This window comes from Shewanella sp. KX20019, assembly GCF_016757755.1.
Classification (GTDB): Bacteria; Pseudomonadota; Gammaproteobacteria; order Enterobacterales; family Shewanellaceae; genus Shewanella.
In genome coordinates this window covers 767,869-785,164 of the sequence record NZ_CP068437.1, presented here as the reverse complement: position 1 = coordinate 785,164, position 17,296 = coordinate 767,869, and the positions used below count along the sequence as shown (strand labels likewise).

The following is a 17,296-nucleotide window of genomic DNA, read 5'->3' as shown; positions in this document are numbered from 1 at the left end:
AGGTTAAGTATTAGGCCATTATCAATGGGTGTTTGACTGAAAAAGAGTGCATCCAAGCAGTGCTTTTTGTCATAATGCCTCCTCTACGCGACACTGCAAGGTCAGTCTTTTATGGTGCACAAGTATGGAAGATAAGATTAAGTACCAATCGATGCAATATGACTTGCACCGCTTAGTCGTGATGGCTATTTTCTTTGGTGCTCTTATCGCCGCAATGGGTGTACTTATCTCACTATGGGCTGAATATCAAAACATCGGTAGTGCAGTGTTTAATCGTCGCTCTGATCTCCTTGGAGACTACAACAATGCCAAGCTCGCATTTGTATTCAACATCGCCTTAATGACCACAGGTATATGCATCATGCTAGCCATGTTAGGGCTCTACTTACTTAAGCAAGGATTTTTTAGCCACTATTTGTCCTTAATCGGTGGTTGGGTCGGCATGTCGGTGTTATTGATGGGGATGTTTCCAGTTAATTATCTTGATATGCACCGCCTAGTGTCAACCTCATATCTACTGGGTACCGTGTTAATGTACTTCCTATGCATCACCGATCGATTCAGTCAAAATTCTATTTGTAAGGGACCTATCTTTTTACTAAGTATTTTGGGCTTTATTACCGCATCCGCTCTCGTTGTGCAGCTTGATTGGAGTACACTCGACTTTGTTCCTTGTGAACATCCAGAAACAAGTCCTTGTTGGGTCGCTATCACCATGTGGATTCAAACTAATGTCGTTATGCTTTGGTGTTTATCTTTTGCGTGGACTATTCGCAAAATTGCGATTAAAAACTACCGAGAACTGTCACAACGCTATCTAGCTGGAGAGCAATAATTCCAACCATGAGACTCGCTAAATATCTCTCCTTAACCGGTTGCTGTTCTCGCCGCGCCGCCACTCGCTTGATTAGAGATGGTCAGGTAATGATTGAAGCACGCCTCGCGAACCACATTGATACAGTGACGATAATCGACACGCCCAATGGCATGCATTGCCAAGAGCAGATCTTCGTCAATGGTCGCTTAATCGCCGCAGTTGAAGCCAAAGCCTATTGGTTATTCAATAAAGCCGTCGGCACTGATAGTCGTTTGCTTGCTCATCTACCCAATAGCTTGCTGCATTTACTGCCTGAATCGCCGCGACTTTACCCTGTAGGTCGGCTCGACAAGGATTCTCGCGGCTTGCTGATATTGACTAACGATGGTGAACTGACCCACCAGCTAATGCACCCTGACTATGGTCACAGCAAGACCTATCAGGTAAGGGTCGATCGCATGTTCAATGATGATTTTCTCCTACAGATGGCGGCAGGTGTTAGCTATAAAGACATCACCACCCTACCCTGCAAAATGAGTCGCTTAGCTGACGATAGTTATCAAATTATCCTCACTCAGGGGCTAAATAGACAAATACGCCGCATGTCACAGGCATTAGGGTACAAAGTTATCGACCTTAAACGGGTATCGATTCAGAGTTTGCAGCTTGGGGATCTCGCAGAGGGGTCGATGAGGCTTTTGAGCGCGGCAGAGTTGACCAATTTGCAATCTTCACTACAGGCTACAACACTAGCAAACAGTTAATAGCGCTTGGTTACTCTAGAATGGAATTATCACCTGCATTTATAGATACTTTATCTGATGAAAAAACCACCATTGTGACGATGGTTTTTTCATTCAATGAGTAATCATCAATCTAGGATCACGGATACTCAAATCAACTTTATCAAGCACTCTACCCAGTCCTGTTAGATTCGTTAAGTAGATACAACTGCGCTTAATTTCCACTAATTTTTCTTTTTCTAATTGCTTGATAACCTCATTCACGCGCTGACGGGCAATTCCGGTTATCTGGCTAATCTGTTGCTGAGAGAGATCAATCTTCGGTGTCTCACCTCGTATTAGAGGAATATGAGCTGCAAGCTCTAACAGCAGATATACCACACGTTTAAGTTTGTTTTCGCTCATCATCAGCTGCGACTGCAACCATTTTGCTTTGGATTCTAACGATAACGAATGAAACCATTTGTAAATCTCAAGGTTATCCTGCGCGAGGCGATGCAGATCGAAGTTGCTAAAGTGGATAAGTGTGACAGCATCAATTTCTGTAATGAAAAATGGCGTATATAGGCTATTACGGCTGTCATAATTACCAAACCAATCACCTTTCCCCATCACTATGTTATTGACGGTTTTAAGATTTGGAGTTTGCAAGCAAATAGTAACCGTGCCTTCCACTATGAAGCTGGCTCCTTGATGCGCGATGCTTGAACCATCCATTGTACTTGATGTTAACTGCGTTTTTAGCTGCGCAATTGACAACAGTTTCCCAGTCAAATCAGCTGATAGTTCAGTATTCCAATTAATTGCTTTTAAAAGCTTTGAGTCAATCACATTAATACCTTTACGAAAGAGTGCTACCGACGGCCGCCAAATATTATCATGGCACATTAAGGGCTTCATATTCATACAAGAAAACCGTCCACGGAGAACGGTTAGGCTAAAGACAGCCTCAATGTTGATTGATGGTTTCAATGGCGACCAGCGCTCAAAAAACTAAAGTCTATCAGCGAACTTTTTGCATTTATGCAAGGGTAACAACCAAGCTTTATTCTTCTCTTTAATAAAGGCTTTAACGTAGTCGGCACTGACCTTATCCCTGCCAATCTCATCGGCCTTAATTTTAAGCCCTAACGCCTTAAGCTTATAACCTTGAGTATCTTTTAACTTTAAGGCACAAACTTCGTATTTAGCCGCAAACGAAGCCGCTACTTTTTCATCAAAGCTGGCCCCACAGCTAAAAGCTAGCAAGCTCAGCATGACCATTAAAAACTGTTTCACTCTATCACCTGTTAAGATTTAAAACTCAGCCGTGAATTTGGCTACACAACTGAGCGTATTTTCGATACAGAACAGAGTACGGTTTTACAAATTAAAAGAATGTCCGTTATCGGACAAATCTATAGCGAAAGTTGGTTTGTTTGAGGTTGGCTAGACTAGATTTACAGTGCAAACCTCAGCAGCAACACAATAGCTTATAACGGCCAGCAGTGAGTTGGACATCACTCTACTGCGCTCATAAGTAGAAGTACATTCCAAATATTACCAGGAGCTGAATCAGCCTTGAATACGCGGCCATGGGTAATCACAAAAACCACTTTGCTACAATGACATAGGAGTGATACCTTCATTCATTCAAGCCACAACAAACCATTGTATTTATGGGAGAGTAAGGATGCTTTCAACAATTTTAATCATATTTTGCGCTTGCTTCATTCTGGAGCGAGCTATCCCTGGTTGGCCTCTGCCCAGCATCAGAACATGGCCTATTCGAGTGCTATTAATTAACGCTGTTCAAATTAGAGTGGTGTTTTTGGCAGGAGTTTCATGGGAGCAGTGGTTTTCCTCTTGGTCTGTTTTTAATTTATCAGAAATAGCGTCACCGGCTTTAGGCGCCTTGATAGCCTACTTTATTGCAACATTTGTATTTTACTGGTGGCATAGATGGCGCCACGAATTTGATATGTTATGGATCGGGTTTCATCAGATTCACCACAGCCCTAGAAGATTAGAAGTTATTACATCTTTCTATAAACACCCTGGTGAAATGGTCGTAAACTCCATTTTAGGCAGTTTGCTTGTCTATACCCTACTAGGACTCTCCCTTGAAGGCGCCGCTATTTATACCTTTTGCACCGCTATTGGCGAGTTTTTCTACCATACAAATGTTAAAACTCCCCATTGGATAGGTTATATATTTCAAAGGCCTGAAATGCATAGAATTCATCATCAGGCAGGGCGTCACAAGAATAACTACGGTGACATTGTATGGTGGGATATGCTTTTTGGCACATACGAGAATCCTAAAGAGTGGCGACACTCTTGCGGTTTTACAGCAGAAAGAGAGGAACGCTTGCTTGATATGCTTGCATATAAAGATGTGCATAAAAAAGAAAGGTGAATGTTATTCATTTGTTCAATCGACTAAAAATTAGTAGCTTCAGAAGGTTATGAGTGGTAAGCCCCCAGTTTTCTAGACCTTTCTAGGTTTTCATAATACTGCTTCTCGAACTTGATCGGAGACAGTCCATTATTACTACCATGATGCCGCACTGGATTATAGAAATATTCGATATAGTTAAATACTTCTGAGCGTGCTTCATCTCTGGTTTTATAGACTTTTCGCTTAACCCTGTCTTTTTTCAGCAGCGAGAAGAAACTCTCAGCGACAGCATTATCATGGCAGTTTCCTCTTCGGCTCATACTGGCTTCAAGGTTGTGCTCTTTTAGAAAACTACGCCAATCTGAGCAGGTATATTGCACTCCTTGATCGGAATGTATTAGCACCTTTTCTGTAGGTGAGCGTCTCCATATAGCCATCAATAGAGCATCTATAACTAACTCTGCCTTCGGTGTACTTTTCATCGTCCATCCTACGACTTGTCTTGAAAAAAGGTCTATCACAACGGTGAGATACAGCCAGCCTTCATGGGTACGAATATAAGTGAAATCGGTCACCCAAATCATATTGGGTTTGACGACATCAAAGCCTCGATTTAATGTATTAGGTGCCGTATGGTTAACATCGCCTCCGCCAAAGGTTGGATTGCGTTTATAACCTCGTACAGCTTTAATTTCAGCCTGTTTCATGATTCGATATACACGGTTTTTACCAACAACTTCACCATCATCTTTAAGGTCCAAGGTGATATTTCGATAGCCATAAACGCAACCACTTTCCAGCCAAAACTGTTTAATCTTACCCAGCAAGCGTTTGTCTTCAGTCGCTCTTCGACTCTGAGGTTCCTTCAGCCAGGCATAGAAACCACTACGATGGACTCCAAGTATTTCGCATAAGATTTTCACAGGATACTGCTTGAGCCTAGACTTTATGAACGTGTACTTTTCTTTGACTCGCTTGCAAAGTACACGGCGGCCTCCTTTAGGATGTTTCGCTCTTCGGTTACACGGCGAAGCTCCGCCTTGAGCTTACGTATTTCGTCTTGCTGATTATCAATGGTGATGTGCTGCTTTTCTGGCTTATCAAACTTGTTAATCCAGTTGTGCAAACTTTTGGAAGTAACCCCTAATCTGTCAGCAACATCTGCTATTTTATAGCCACGTTCAGTGACCTGTTTAACGGCTTCAATTTTGAACTCATCGGGATATCGTTTTCCGCGCATGTAACACCTCATATTTTTGGTTAAGTATAACTCTATGAAGTGTCTACTGTTCTAGGGGCTTACCACTCTTTGAGGTCTTATTCGGTTCCCTTTGCGCCGTTATTGCGGGCGCTAAAGGTTGGTTTGATATTAGAGAGTATATCTTAGACCACCATCAATGGTTTAAAAGCAATGGCATGTTTATAAACGATATTCCAGCTGATGACACTATTGCTCGTATTCTCTCGAGGATTGAACCAGAGCAATTCCAACAATGCTTTTTAGCCTGGATGCAATCGATTCATGCTCTGACAGAAGGTCAAGTGATCGCTATTGATGGGAAAACACTTCGTGGTTCGTATAACCGCGAAGACAGGTCAAGTACCATTCACATGATAAGTGCCTACACTTCATCAAACAAACTCGTGCTTGGTCAGGTTAAAACGGCTCAGAAAGGCAATGAAATCACTGCTATTCCAGAACTGCTTAAGATTCTCGATTTACGCGGAGCTGTAGTCACAATTGATGCTATGGCTTGCCAGACAAAGATAGCTAGGACGATTGTAGCTCAAGATGGTGACTATTTACTCGCGGTTAAAAGCAATCAAGGCAAGTTGCGACAAGCCATTGAAAAATCCTTTAAACCAACACGCTTAGCCGTATTGGGTAAGATAGACTTTGAAAAAGGACATGGTCGAATTGAGTCTCGACAATGCACCGTGTTAAATGCGCAAGAGCTTGATGGCAACTTTACGCGGTGGAAGAACTTAAAAAGTATCATCATGATAGAAAGCTTTCGATACAAACAGGGTAAGTCCGTTGGACTTGAGTATCGTTACTACATCAGTTCAAAGGAATTGAGCGCTAAGCAGGCCGCGTCTGCAGTACGTGAACATTGGGGTATCGAGTCAATGCATTGGGTGCTCGATGTCAGTATGGATGAGGATGCTTGCCAGATTTATAAAGATAACGGTGCAGAAAACTTAGCTTGTTTACGTCATATGGCGTTGAATATGTTGCGTTCAGAGCCAACCAAACTGAGTATTGTCGGTAAACAGAAGCGGTGTTTAATGAATCCAGTGATGCTTGAAAGCGTTTTAATTGCAGGCTTGAGTGCGGAGGTTGAAAACTAAGCACTCATGCGGTTGCCCTGGGGGAGCCTCACTCGTCGCACTAATAATTATTAATGAGTACCTTTGTATAAATACGAAGTGAAAATAAAATATGTTGTGCAACTACTATTAGCAAGTTTAAATATGTGAATATAGAGATTAGACACAACCATTAATTTGTTTATTTTAAACAAATCCTGAACCTAGCCAGCGACCTTTATTACAAAACTAAAAACAATTTAAAGCATTTAGTGTAACTAATCACAATTACTACCCTGTTAATTGTTACAGCTTTTCTAAAAACTAAATTTCAAATAGTCTTTACTCTGTCAAACAGACAATCAAAACAAAAGGAATTTAAATGATGAACAATATACTAAACCTACAAACACTTGCTGCCTCTGCTGATACTGAACTAATGGAATGGAGCACGATCAGTAACCATTGCGGCGACCGCGGACAAGACTAATACAAAACTAGATACCAAACAAAAGGAATTAAAATAATGAATAACATACTAAATCTACAAACACTTGCTGCCTCTTCTGATGCTGAATTAATGGAATGGAGCACGATCAGTAACCATTGCGGCGACCGCGGACAAGACTAATACAAAACTAGATACCAAATAAAAGGAATTGAATTAATGAATAACATACTAAATCTACAAACACTTGCCACCTCTTCTGATGCTGAACTAATGGAATGGAGTACGATCAGTAACCATTGCGGCGACCGCGGACAAGACTAACACAAAACTAGATACCCAACAAAAGGAATTGATTTAATGAATAACATACTTAAATTGCAATCGCTTACTAGTTCTTCCGATGCTGAGTTAATGGAATGGAGCACAATCAGTAATCATTGCGGTGAACAAAACTAGAAAAACCGTGAACAATTATTAGTAAACAATTTTCCACTAATATTTGTTTAGTCGCCGCAGTAATTACCTTTACTGCGGCGTATTTAATTTAGAATATTACGTGCATTAAAAAAAGGAACTTTTATGAGCAATAATCTTTATACGTATGGAGATCGATATTTCTTTACTCACCCTACGGAGTTATCTGCCGACGAACTCTATGAAGATACTATCAAAAAATTATTGCCTGATTATTGGATTATTACACGTAAGAGCATTTGGCTGTCAGCATCAAATGGCCCTCTAAATTTACCCTTGCAAGGCTTTAAAATACACATTTCATCAGTACAGAATGAAATTATTGATGTTATAGAAAAAACAGTCGCTTGTTGCATAAAGTATGGAACTGCATTTAAAGTTATTTGTCGCAAAGATATTGCTGGGAATATGAATTCAAAGTCATGTTCGCGTAGCAGTGCAGGAAAGCTGATTACAATATATCCACAGAATAATGCCATTTTTCGTACGCTAATAGACGCACTTCACGTCGCTCTAGAAGCCAACAGTGGCCCCTATATACTGTCAGATAAACGATACAAAGATAGTCAAGTAGTTCACTATCGCTATGGTGGATTTTTACTTTTACCCAAGCTTCAAGTAAGCGGAAAATCAGTCGCTTGCATCAAAAATAACACCGGACTGCTCACGGAGGATCTTCGAACACCCTTCTATCAATTACCAGATTGGATTGCTGAACCGTTTCCCGAACCACTACCAATAAATGAAACCAACACGCCCCTAAAACAACGCTATCAAATACTCGAGGCATTGGCATTTTCAAATAGTGGAGGTGTATATAAAGCCCTAGATCTAAAGACAAAATCAGAAGTGGTTATAAAGGAAGCTCGCCCTAATATCAGCTTTCGCTCTATGACTAAGGCCAGCGTCTATGCCGAAAGAGTACTACAAAACGAATACGACACTTTGCAGGCACTGCAAGATTGTCAGTACTTTCCAAAAGCGATCGATTGGTTTCTTGAGTGGGAGCACTCATTCCTTGTTGAAGAGTTTGTAACGGGGATCACATTAAGGCAATTTAGAGCCAGTAATGAATGTACTCTAGTGCCATTTACAGGAACGAGTGCATCTGCTGAGCGATTCAAAGGTGTGTTCGCTTGGATCGCTAATAGTTGTATTGAAGCAATTGAAGTCGCACATGATGCAAACATAGTATTAGGTGATATTTCTCCAAATAATATTATGGTTGATGGAGAAAGACACACTATTCGCTTCATAGACTTTGATGGCTCTTACAAATTGGATCATGAGAATGTTGTGATAGACAGAGAAAATATTCCGGTGCTGACAACGCCAGGCTTTAGTGATTATGACTTACTGCTTAAAAACGGCAATACGTTTGCGGGTGACTGGTATGCTCTTTCAATGGTGCTTTATAGCATGATATTACCCATTCAAAATTTTTTCGATCTCCATAAACCCATTTGCTGGAAACTATTAACTAAGCTAGAACAAGATTGTAAATTAGATACTCGTATTAGCGAGGTCATTAAACTTCTTGCCAATAGTCAGCATCTAGAAGCGAAAAAACTAGTTTTCACCTTAGCGCAGCAGTTCCAACCACAAATAGCTGAAAAGCATGCGCAACCATACAAGATATTACCCTCGACTCCGAGCCTATTCGACGACAAACAGATCCAGCATGAAGTTAGCGAGATTGCCCGCTTTATTGAAACAGGAGTTGAACGTAAGACGAGTAAAAACTTCGTTCCTCTAGATTACAGAGCCTTCGACTTACATAAAAATGCCATTGCATACGGCTACTACGGACCAGCAGTGATGCTCACCCGCGCAGGAAGAACGGTACCTAATCACCTTATAGATAAAATAGATAATGCAATGCAAACCAATGTCGCACCGGGGATATTAGTTGGTTCTGCGGGTATGGCATTGGCAGAAATTGAGATTGGGCGACTAGAGAAAGCCGAGTATTTAGCCCGAAAGAGTATTCAATCCCCGCTATTGAATCAATGCTGCAGTTTTGGATATGGCTTAGCGGGTATTGGGTTCATGTTACTTTCAGTTTACAAGAAAACTAATGATGACAGTTATTTGGAATATGCTGCTGATATCGCATGTCGACTTGAGAGTATGAGTATTGCCAGCTCCAGTGGCACACGATACCCGCAAGAAGATGACAGTAAAGAGCATATAGGTCTAATACATGGTAGCTCAGGCATAGCACTATTTCTGTTACAGCTTTATAAGTTCAACGGCTCCAAAGACACCTTAGAGCAAGCTGAAGATGCCATACGCTATGATATCAATATTGGCTTAGAAGCTAAAAACCCTCTGAGCTGGGGAGAAACATCCGATAGCGACCAACGCCTTCCTTACTGGGAGTTTGGCGCAGCTGGGATTGGCGCTGTGATAGTTCGATTCTATGAAGTTACCCAATCCATTTTCTATCTCAACTTATTACAACCTTTGGCGACCAATAATTTTTCTCGATATTCCGCAGAGCAAGGCAGCTTTAATGGACTAGCTGGATTAGGGGAGTTATTACTGGATATTAATCGAGCAACTAAGGATCCAATTTACCTACAGTCAGCTCGTCATATCGCGGATAGCATAATGCAATTTTCAATCGAAAAACCTAATGGCCATATCTATCCGGGTAAATTTGCACAACGCTTATCCACTGATTTAGCGTTTGGTTCTTCAGGTATAGGGTTGTTTCTGCAGAGGCTCGTTGATGGACAGCCTCGTTGGTTACATGACTTAGGCTAATAAGGGTATATTCATGTCAATAAGCAAAGAGAATCTGCAAGAGATCTATAAATTACTTTACCCGCAAAAGGTTAAACTTAGCTTGCTTTTTACACTAAGTATTTTACAAGCCGTCGTCTTTACAATCTTGGACCCGATGGCTATAAAATATCTAATTGATGCCATTACAGATGGAAATACGCGCTACTTTGTCATTCTCTCGTTGGCCGTTACAGGGGTTGTTACCGCTGGTAGGTTAATTGGCTACTTTACCTCTTTACTGCGTAAGCAAGTTAAAAATAACTTACAGCAGCAAATGAGCATCGAGCTCACCTCCATCTATTACTTACAGGACTGTAAAGAGATTGATTCGAACGGTAAAGGGTACTATATATCCAGAATCCATGATGAACCTAAACATCTGGCGACAGTGGTAGATACAGCAGTATCAATGCTTACTGGGGTTGTTGTCGCTATTTCAGGCATTGGCGTCGCAGTCTGGATTAGCTGGAAGGTCACTTTGGGTCTAGTCATAATCTTGCCTATCCTTTACTTACTTGCAAGTCAGTTTAGTGGAAAGATCGGTGTCGTAACAGAAAAACTCCATGAATCTGAAGCTGAATTCAAATCAATTCTATCTACTGTGATTGATAGCTTCAAATTAGTTAAATTAAATAGCTTAGACGGCACTGCCACTAGAGAGGTTAAACATGGCTTAGAGCAACCTCTTGACGCAGGCTATCAGAGCGTTAAGTACTCAAGTATGTACCGTTCTATAAGCTCGGTCTTCCTATCGTACGCTGAATTATCAGTAATGGTTGTAGCAGGTTTTCAGGTTATTACAGGCATCATTACAATAGGCTCTTTATTTGCACTAACACGTGCATTTTCAATGATTATCAATGCAGTTCAACAGCTATCATCTATCTTACCTCAGCTAGCAAGTTTAAATACTCTCGTCACTAGGTATAGAATATTCAAATATGAGGCAGCGATATCTCCTAAAAAAAGGCTACCTCACGCAGGTCTAAAAATGACTGATGTTGCATATGAACATCAAGGGAAATCGATATTTGACAATGTCAGCATTAATATTGAGGCGTCGAATAGAACAATCATACGTGGGCCTAATGGTTCAGGCAAAAGCACTTTTATTAATTTACTTGCCGGTTTCTATCACCCGAATAGCGGGAAGATATCGGGACAAAATCTAGAAGATATCAGTGCTTCACTTTATCCTTTCGGTTTATTACCAGGTTGTATAGGCAAGAACCTCAGTATATTAGCCGAAAAGTACCAAAGCCAAGATAAGGTTGACCAATTAGTAAATGAACTGAAATTACAAGACTGCTTAGAATCACAGTATGACTCTTTATCTGAAGGGCAAAAAAAGAAGTGTCAAATTGCAATATGTTTATTAAAGCCAGCAAAAACTTACCTCTTTGACGAGCCATTAGCAAACATAGATGATGCAAGTAAAGCCTCTATCATCCAATTAATAGACACATTTACCAAAGGTGCTTCGTTGATGATGATAATGCATGAGGGAGAGCGATTTGCTGATATATTCGATACCAGCATTACCATTTCAGGAAATGGACTTATTATTTCCAGCTCACTTAAATAAGGTTTAAGTGAGCTAAACCATTCATTCTGTATAAATTAACACAAAGTACAGAGTGACTAATAATATAACTAAATTAGGCTATAAACCCATTTATGAAGATAAAAGTAAAGCCAATAAATTAATAAAGTCTAAATCTGTAAATTAAACCTTTTGTTTCCTTTACGTTCTCAAGTTAGGAGTCACTATTCCATAGCGCATAGCCAAAGAAACAGCATGCTGCCGATTTGTGGCTCCCAACTTTTTAGTTGAATTATTTAAGTGAAATAGAACCGTGCGCTCGGTAATATCGACTATTTGAGAGATCTCCCAGGCGGTTTTCCCTTCACATGCCCAAAATAGGCATTCAGTCTCCCTATTCGTCAATTTAGCTGCTATTGATTCTTCTGAGGTTATATTTATTTGCCTTTCAAATAAATTCACTCCGAATGTATGTGCGAAAGGCAAAATGTCATTTAATTTGCGTTTTCCCGCCTCACTATCATCATCTATCGCTAAACTAAACACTGCAAATTTTCCCAACGAAGAGCGAATAGGAATGCTAAGACCATTTTTTAAACCGTACTCTTTAGCTTCCAACATGAAACTCTGACTCTGTGCATTATTAAACTGGCTAAGCTGAAGTAATTGGTTCCACTCAACCGGTGCATGCTTATTCATCATATAAGCTACGACGGGATCATCCTTCTGCTTATTCTGTTTGAAATAGCTATCAAGCCATTCTTCAGGGTAATTACTCAGGACATTCATAGAAGGGGAATTCAGTGAATCAGGGGATACGATCCCCATTAAATAGTAGGGTATACCAAGCAGTAAACAAAACTCTTCGCAAGCTGTCTTCAGTTGTTCAGCCGACTTTAAAAACTCCAAATTCTGTAGAATTTGAGAAAAGACATTACTATCCATGTACTCTTGCTCCATGTTTGAAAATCAATCTAACATCCCATAAGTTACCTACCTTACGGGTAAACAGCAAGCGCACACGCATACCCTGCTGTTAGAAAAGCTAAATAATATAAGAAGTAATCTTGATAAGGGTATGTAGTAGTATAGTGAATTTGGCCACCTAGTTAGAGGTGATATCATCACCTCATAAGTGAACAAGTGACACTATGAAAACGTACAAGAAGGCTTTTTAGTGCAGAGTTCAAACTTGAATCTGCGCAACTAGTGTTAGATAAGAATTACTCTATGAGTGTCTACTATTTTAGGGGCTTAAAAACCTTCTCCTCTTTATTAAAATGGCTTATTAATAAATTCAACATTTATACCCGAACTTAAAGGGCTACATTCTGTTATTTGCCAATCTTTATAATCTAGTATAGTAAATGTGCTCTGTACGTTTGAGCACAAACTCATCAACTCGTAACTTATTGATAACTCGTCAATCAAGCCCAAACTAAGCATTGTCTGGTAGAGATCGTGATGGACTATCGCAACGACTGTAGACAGATCCATTAGTTCTAACCCCCTAAGGAATGCTTTTAGTCCCTCAATACTTTCATATTCATGAGTCTGTAGACGACAGCCTGCTACGTTCCTGATTTTCTTAAAGACTTCGCAATTAATTCTTGGATCAATAATGAGTGCATGACTACCTCTTATTTTGCCAATTACCCTTTGTTTGAATCCAAACTCATCATAAAAATTCGATAAATCAACATTCCCTCCTCCTATGCCAGTAGCCGTAACACAAGTAATCCAGGGCCGTTTTTTCATTTTTAAGCAATAAGCCCCATAGTAACTTTGACTACCTATTCCTTTTACTTCATGGCAAAAAATTTCAATCCCATTTTCAGCCTGTTGCCTCCGACTGTCATCAAGTGAGATGCTTCCCTCCAGCACGCTTGGAATATTTACCTCAAGGATATTTGCAGCTTTTAAATTTGGCAGTAGTTCGTCCCATGTAATAAATCCAGCATGAGGTGGCGATGACAGATATAACGCTCCTTGGTTGCAAGTTTCATCAACCGGAATATGTAAGTTACTTGCTGGATATCCGAACATACCGCTACCAGAATTAACGCGTCGACCATTTCGAATCAAAGACCATGCCCACCCAGCTCTCTTAGATAGGTAATGTGCCTTATCAAATATGAACAACAGTTCTTTATCCACCTGCGTTTGGGAGGAAAAACTATGTAATTGAGCACTCATATACTTATTTCAACTTGCAATTAATCCTTACCGTTAGCTTAGACAAAACTGCTCAAAGACGTTACCTGTCAGATCTGACACAGCTAGAACTGACAGTTATAGCGTTCCTAAAAAGTTCATATCTTCGCTCATGTCTTCGGAACCTTCAGGTGGATACTATGCAAAAAATTACATTCCTAAAAAACAGCGATATAAAGACTAATCAACCAGTGTTAAACAGAATTTTTAAATTACGTGAACAAACTTTTAAACAAAGACTTGATTGGGAAGTAAGCACTACAAATGGCCTTGAACGAGACAGTTTTGATCAGCTTGAAGTTTCTCATATCGCGATGACCAACGACAATGATGAAGTCATAGGCTGCTGGAGAGCTCTCCCTACTCAAGGAAAATATATGTTGAAAGATGTATTCCCAGAACTACTGCAAGGAGAGCTAGCACCTCAAAATAAAGAAGTGTGGGAAATTAGCCGCTTTGCAATTCAAAAAGGTGATGGACAAGCAGGCACGAGCCTAGTGACCTCATCCACAGCGGACTTAGTTAATTCATTCTTTGATTTCGCTATTGAAAATAACATCAAACATTACGTCTTAGTCACTACCCTTGCATGTGAAAGAATTCTTAGGTTACTAGAGATACCATCAAGACGAATGGGGAAAGGCAAGTCGATGCAAATTGGAGTTGAACGCTCAGTCGCTCTTTGGATTGACGTGGATGCAGTTTTGGCTAGCAGGACTCAGTTAGTTGCGTAGTATCTAACGACTAGCCCCATTATGGCGTATCAAGGAGCCGCTTATAACATCAACCAAGAGGCTTTATTACATTTAAGCACTATCTCGACTGTTTATTTGTGCTCAGCTATAACACTGAAGACGTGACTCCTTGCAATCAAATATAAGCGGACTCTCCCTATTGATTTTTAAAAGCTTCCCCCCCTAATATGCGATTGTTGTTTTGAAACATGGATGACTAGCAAATTTATCGGATTGATAAGGACATCATACTTCTAAAACTACTCCTAAACACCTTCATGCGCAGTGCCATATAACCTGACATAGAGACAACTCTTCCTAAGGAGGATTTAAGTAATACCAATTGCATTAAAAGTTTGATCTAATAGGGGCCACTAGATTAAATGGATTATCAATCATATAGGCATTAATACCTACTAAACAAAAAGCCGAAACACATGAGCATTTCGACTTTTGCCACTAACAATGGAAATCTAAACCATTAATGATCATTCAAATCATTAATGCACAATTTCCATCTCTTCAAGCAAGTTGTCTGCATTATCTAAGTACTTCATTACCCAAAGCATATAACGGCTATCAACCTGAATTGAACGGTTAGTCTGTGGGTCGTAACCCCAATCACCAATGATACTTTCATATACGCCGTCAAATAGCAGGCCCACTAGCTCAGCGCGGCCATTCAAGGTTGGCGAACCTGAGTTACCACCTGTAGTGTCTAACGTCGATAGGAAGTTAACCGGTACAGAGTCTAATGGCTTCACGTAGTAATCGCCGTACTGCTTGTTGGCAATCAGCTCAAGCTGCTTCTTAGGCGCGTTAAATGGCTCAACACCTGTGTCTTTCGCTAAGATACCTTCAAGACGGGTAAATGGTTCAGCGCGCATGCCATCTTCAGGTGAGTAACCTTTCACATGACCTACGGTGACACGTAGGCTTGAGTTAGCATCCGCATAAACAGGCTTACCTTGTTCACGGTTGTAAGCGATGATGGCGTCCATGTATTGTGGACGAACCTTCATTAAGTCACCCGAAAGCTGTTTACGCTCTTTCTCGCGCTTCATACGTTCATCAAAAGTCGCTACTGCGTACTGAATGAATGGATCTTTTGACTTGTTAAAGTCAGCTACAGGCTTTTCCATCCACGCTAAACGTGTTTCTTTGTCTGATAGCTTAGTATTTGCATACATCTTATCTAGCGTCTTATTGAACTTAGCCGCGTCAAAGTTGTTATTAATACCAAAGGCTTTATCAAACGCCGGTAAGCGCTGATCTTGTGGCAGTGCTGCGTAACGGCCGATTAAGTCCGCTAGCATCGCTTTATCAACACTGGCTGCATAACGACGCTCAATACGCTCCATACCAGAGGTAAAGCGGGTCATATCACGCTCTTGATAACCTGGCTCACGCTGCATATCTGGCAAGGCTTTTTCATTCGCTAAACGATATAAGCGGTCAGCCGTGCTTAACATGGTGCTGTAACCCATGTAGCTCATCAGTAAATCGCGCTCTTGTCCTTGCTGCCCCTTAGCAATTAACTTATCAAGCTGGGCCAGCACTTCGCCATATTTAGCTTGGCGTTTTTTATCAGCTTTGATCCAGTTTGCTAAGTCTTGCTCTAGCCCTTTACGGTCATCGAGCATAGTTGATTTACCATAGAACTCGATCATCGAAGTGAAGTTTTTAGCGTAATTAGCAAGACCTGCAATTGAGCTTTCATACTTGATGCGCTCATCGCTGCCTTCTGGCGCGGTGTCTTTGATGATCTCAATTAGACGTTCACGCAAGACTTTGCCTTCTGGATACGACCACTCAAATTGGTTTTCAACTTCGTTAGCGGTGCGGTAGCGGTTGGTGCGCCCAGGATAACCAGCAACCATCACAAAATCACCGTCACTGACGCCTTTAGCTGACACTTTCAGGAAACTCTTTGGCTCGTATGGCACATTGTCTTTGCTAAAGTCTGCTGGCTTACCGTCTTTAGATACATAAGCACGGTAGAAAGAATAATCGCCTGTGTGGCGTGGCCACATCCAGTTGTCAACATCGCCGCCGTACTTACCGACGCTTGCTGCTGGGTTATACACTAAACGTACATCGCGAATTTCAAGCTGCTTAACGAGGTAATACTCAAGGCCGCCGTGGAAGCTGTAAACCTGACAACGGTAACCGTCTTCTTGCTCACACTCCGCAACTAAGCTCTTTTCTTGCTGCTCAATGCCTTTGTAAAACGCATTACCGATTTCATTTTCAAGGCCTGTTTTGACCTTGTCAGTTACATCTACTACGCTCTCAGTTACGAAAATACGTGAACCCGGCGTTGCAGCCAGCTCCTCGCCAAATGACTTAGCTAAGAAGCCATCACGCAACAGGTTCTTTTCTGGCGTAGAGTTGTATTGAATTGAGCCGTAAGCGCAGTGATGGTTTGTCACCACTAGGCCTTTTGGAGATACAAATGATGCCGTACAACCACCAAGGCTAATCACGGCATTCATTGGATATTCGGTAAGTTTTGAAATCGAATTAACGTCAATTTCAAGTCCCTTTGCCTTCAGCTCATCTGCCATCGCAGGAAGCTGATAGGGCTGCCACATACCTTCGTCAGCCACAGCGCCAAAAGAGGTCGCGATAGCTACTGTCAAAAGCCATTTCTTCATTTTGTTAAGTCCATTTTTTAATATTTTAAGATTATTGTTATTTTTTGCTTGCTGTATTACGCAAGTTATATTGATTTAACGGCGGGTTAGATACAAAAAAGCCGAGCTCAATATGCAAATATTGACACTCGACTTTAGCACAAGATGTTAGCCAAGAAACAGACTCTAAATTAATCTGTTACA

The 17,296-nt window shown here is 40.9% G+C and carries 16 protein-coding genes and 1 pseudogene; 11 read left to right on the top strand and 6 right to left on the bottom strand.

Going from position 1 to position 17,296, the window contains the following annotated elements; all coding sequences use genetic code 11:
* Positions 1–124: 124 nt before the first annotated feature.
* Positions 125–835, top strand: coding sequence for a DUF998 domain-containing protein (locus JK628_RS03440; RefSeq protein ID WP_202287881.1), 711 nt, complete (start codon positions 125–127; stop codon positions 833–835).
* 8 nt (positions 836–843) lie between these two features.
* On the top strand, positions 844–1,581 hold the full coding sequence (locus JK628_RS03435; RefSeq protein WP_202287880.1) for a pseudouridine synthase: 738 nt from the start codon (positions 844–846) through the stop codon (positions 1,579–1,581).
* Between the two features lie 93 nt (positions 1,582–1,674).
* Here the strand turns inward: JK628_RS03435 and JK628_RS03430 are convergent, their stop codons facing one another.
* Together JK628_RS03430 and JK628_RS03425 are read right to left on the bottom strand one after the other, a co-directional pair.
* Entirely contained in the window at positions 1,675–2,466 is a 792-nt protein-coding gene (locus JK628_RS03430) for a Crp/Fnr family transcriptional regulator (RefSeq protein ID WP_237524129.1), read from the bottom strand.
* A gap of 87 nt (positions 2,467–2,553) precedes the next feature.
* Positions 2,554–2,838 carry a hypothetical protein gene (locus tag JK628_RS03425; RefSeq protein ID WP_237524128.1) on the bottom strand — a complete coding sequence of 95 codons (285 nt, stop codon included), beginning with the start codon at positions 2,836–2,838 and terminating at the stop codon, positions 2,554–2,556.
* Positions 2,839–3,232: 394 nt separating this feature from the next.
* On the opposite strand from JK628_RS03425, the gene JK628_RS03420 reads away from it, so the two are divergent.
* Complete coding sequence (locus JK628_RS03420) at positions 3,233–3,958, top strand: sterol desaturase family protein (protein ID WP_202287879.1); 726 nt, start codon at positions 3,233–3,235, stop codon at positions 3,956–3,958.
* Positions 3,959–4,005: 47 nt separating this feature from the next.
* On the opposite strand, the gene JK628_RS03415 is transcribed toward JK628_RS03420, so the two are convergent.
* A protein-coding gene (locus tag JK628_RS03415) for an IS3 family transposase (protein WP_202287878.1) occupies positions 4,006–5,180 on the bottom strand; the annotation gives its coding sequence in 2 pieces (ribosomal slippage) (positions 4,006–4,934 and positions 4,934–5,180; 1,176 coding nt in all).
* 62 nt (positions 5,181–5,242) lie between these two features.
* Here JK628_RS03415 and JK628_RS03410 point away from each other — a divergent pair.
* The 7 genes and pseudogenes from JK628_RS03410 to JK628_RS03380 all read left to right on the top strand — a co-directional run.
* A pseudogene (locus tag JK628_RS03410) lies at positions 5,243–6,292 on the top strand (ISAs1 family transposase); the annotation flags it as partial.
* 340 nt (positions 6,293–6,632) lie between these two features.
* Positions 6,633–6,740 carry a class III lanthipeptide gene (locus JK628_RS03405; protein ID WP_202287877.1) on the top strand — a complete coding sequence of 36 codons (108 nt, stop codon included), beginning with the start codon at positions 6,633–6,635 and terminating at the stop codon, positions 6,738–6,740.
* A 36-nt stretch (positions 6,741–6,776) separates the two neighbouring features.
* Complete coding sequence (locus JK628_RS03400; protein WP_202287876.1) at positions 6,777–6,881, top strand: class III lanthipeptide; 105 nt, start codon at positions 6,777–6,779, stop codon at positions 6,879–6,881.
* 36 nt (positions 6,882–6,917) lie between these two features.
* Positions 6,918–7,022 carry a class III lanthipeptide gene (locus JK628_RS03395; RefSeq protein ID WP_202287875.1) on the top strand — a complete coding sequence of 35 codons (105 nt, stop codon included), beginning with the start codon at positions 6,918–6,920 and terminating at the stop codon, positions 7,020–7,022.
* 36 nt (positions 7,023–7,058) lie between these two features.
* Positions 7,059–7,157, top strand: coding sequence for a class III lanthipeptide (locus tag JK628_RS23550; RefSeq protein ID WP_202287874.1), 99 nt, complete (start codon positions 7,059–7,061; stop codon positions 7,155–7,157).
* 123 nt (positions 7,158–7,280) lie between these two features.
* On the top strand, positions 7,281–9,944 hold the full coding sequence (gene lanKC / locus JK628_RS03385; RefSeq protein WP_202287873.1) for a class III lanthionine synthetase LanKC: 2,664 nt from the start codon (positions 7,281–7,283) through the stop codon (positions 9,942–9,944).
* 13 nt (positions 9,945–9,957) lie between these two features.
* Positions 9,958–11,550 (top strand): ATP-binding cassette domain-containing protein, encoded by a 1,593-nt coding sequence (locus tag JK628_RS03380; protein WP_202287872.1) that lies wholly within the window; start codon positions 9,958–9,960, stop codon positions 11,548–11,550.
* A 159-nt stretch (positions 11,551–11,709) separates the two neighbouring features.
* On the opposite strand, the gene JK628_RS03375 is transcribed toward JK628_RS03380, so the two are convergent.
* Together JK628_RS03375 and JK628_RS03370 are read right to left on the bottom strand one after the other, a co-directional pair.
* Complete coding sequence (locus tag JK628_RS03375; RefSeq protein WP_202287871.1) at positions 11,710–12,453, bottom strand: LuxR family transcriptional regulator; 744 nt, start codon at positions 12,451–12,453, stop codon at positions 11,710–11,712.
* A 330-nt stretch (positions 12,454–12,783) separates the two neighbouring features.
* Positions 12,784–13,704 (bottom strand): hypothetical protein, encoded by a 921-nt coding sequence (locus JK628_RS03370; RefSeq protein ID WP_202287870.1) that lies wholly within the window; start codon positions 13,702–13,704, stop codon positions 12,784–12,786.
* A gap of 158 nt (positions 13,705–13,862) precedes the next feature.
* Between JK628_RS03370 and JK628_RS03365 the strand changes: the two genes are divergently transcribed.
* Positions 13,863–14,456, top strand: coding sequence for an acyl-homoserine-lactone synthase (locus tag JK628_RS03365; protein WP_202287869.1), 594 nt, complete (start codon positions 13,863–13,865; stop codon positions 14,454–14,456).
* A gap of 500 nt (positions 14,457–14,956) precedes the next feature.
* Here JK628_RS03365 and JK628_RS03360 read toward each other — a convergent pair whose 3' ends face one another.
* Positions 14,957–17,113: a S46 family peptidase gene (locus JK628_RS03360; protein WP_202287868.1), complete on the bottom strand. Its 2,157-nt coding sequence runs from the start codon at positions 17,111–17,113 to the stop codon at positions 14,957–14,959.
* Positions 17,114–17,296 lie beyond the last annotated feature (183 nt).

What these genes read in the sequence shown, in the direction of transcription:
- JK628_RS03440 (WP_202287881.1), top strand. Translation starts at nt 125, where the DNA reads ATGGAAGATAAGATTAAGTACCAATCGATGCAATATGACTTGCACCGC.
- JK628_RS03435 (WP_202287880.1), top strand. Translation starts at nt 844, where the DNA reads ATGAGACTCGCTAAATATCTCTCCTTAACCGGTTGCTGTTCTCGCCGC.
- JK628_RS03430 (WP_237524129.1), bottom strand. Translation starts at nt 2,466, where the DNA reads ATGAATATGAAGCCCTTAATGTGCCATGATAATATTTGGCGGCCGTCG.
- JK628_RS03420 (WP_202287879.1), top strand. Translation starts at nt 3,233, where the DNA reads ATGCTTTCAACAATTTTAATCATATTTTGCGCTTGCTTCATTCTGGAG.
- JK628_RS03405 (WP_202287877.1), top strand. Translation starts at nt 6,633, where the DNA reads ATGATGAACAATATACTAAACCTACAAACACTTGCTGCCTCTGCTGAT.
- JK628_RS03400 (WP_202287876.1), top strand. Translation starts at nt 6,777, where the DNA reads ATGAATAACATACTAAATCTACAAACACTTGCTGCCTCTTCTGATGCT.
- JK628_RS03395 (WP_202287875.1), top strand. Translation starts at nt 6,918, where the DNA reads ATGAATAACATACTAAATCTACAAACACTTGCCACCTCTTCTGATGCT.
- JK628_RS23550 (WP_202287874.1), top strand. Translation starts at nt 7,059, where the DNA reads ATGAATAACATACTTAAATTGCAATCGCTTACTAGTTCTTCCGATGCT.
- lanKC (WP_202287873.1), top strand. Translation starts at nt 7,281, where the DNA reads ATGAGCAATAATCTTTATACGTATGGAGATCGATATTTCTTTACTCAC.
- JK628_RS03380 (WP_202287872.1), top strand. Translation starts at nt 9,958, where the DNA reads ATGTCAATAAGCAAAGAGAATCTGCAAGAGATCTATAAATTACTTTAC.
- JK628_RS03375 (WP_202287871.1), bottom strand. Translation starts at nt 12,453, where the DNA reads ATGGATAGTAATGTCTTTTCTCAAATTCTACAGAATTTGGAGTTTTTA.
- JK628_RS03370 (WP_202287870.1), bottom strand. Translation starts at nt 13,704, where the DNA reads ATGAGTGCTCAATTACATAGTTTTTCCTCCCAAACGCAGGTGGATAAA.
- JK628_RS03365 (WP_202287869.1), top strand. Translation starts at nt 13,863, where the DNA reads ATGCAAAAAATTACATTCCTAAAAAACAGCGATATAAAGACTAATCAA.
- JK628_RS03360 (WP_202287868.1), bottom strand. Translation starts at nt 17,113, where the DNA reads ATGAAGAAATGGCTTTTGACAGTAGCTATCGCGACCTCTTTTGGCGCT.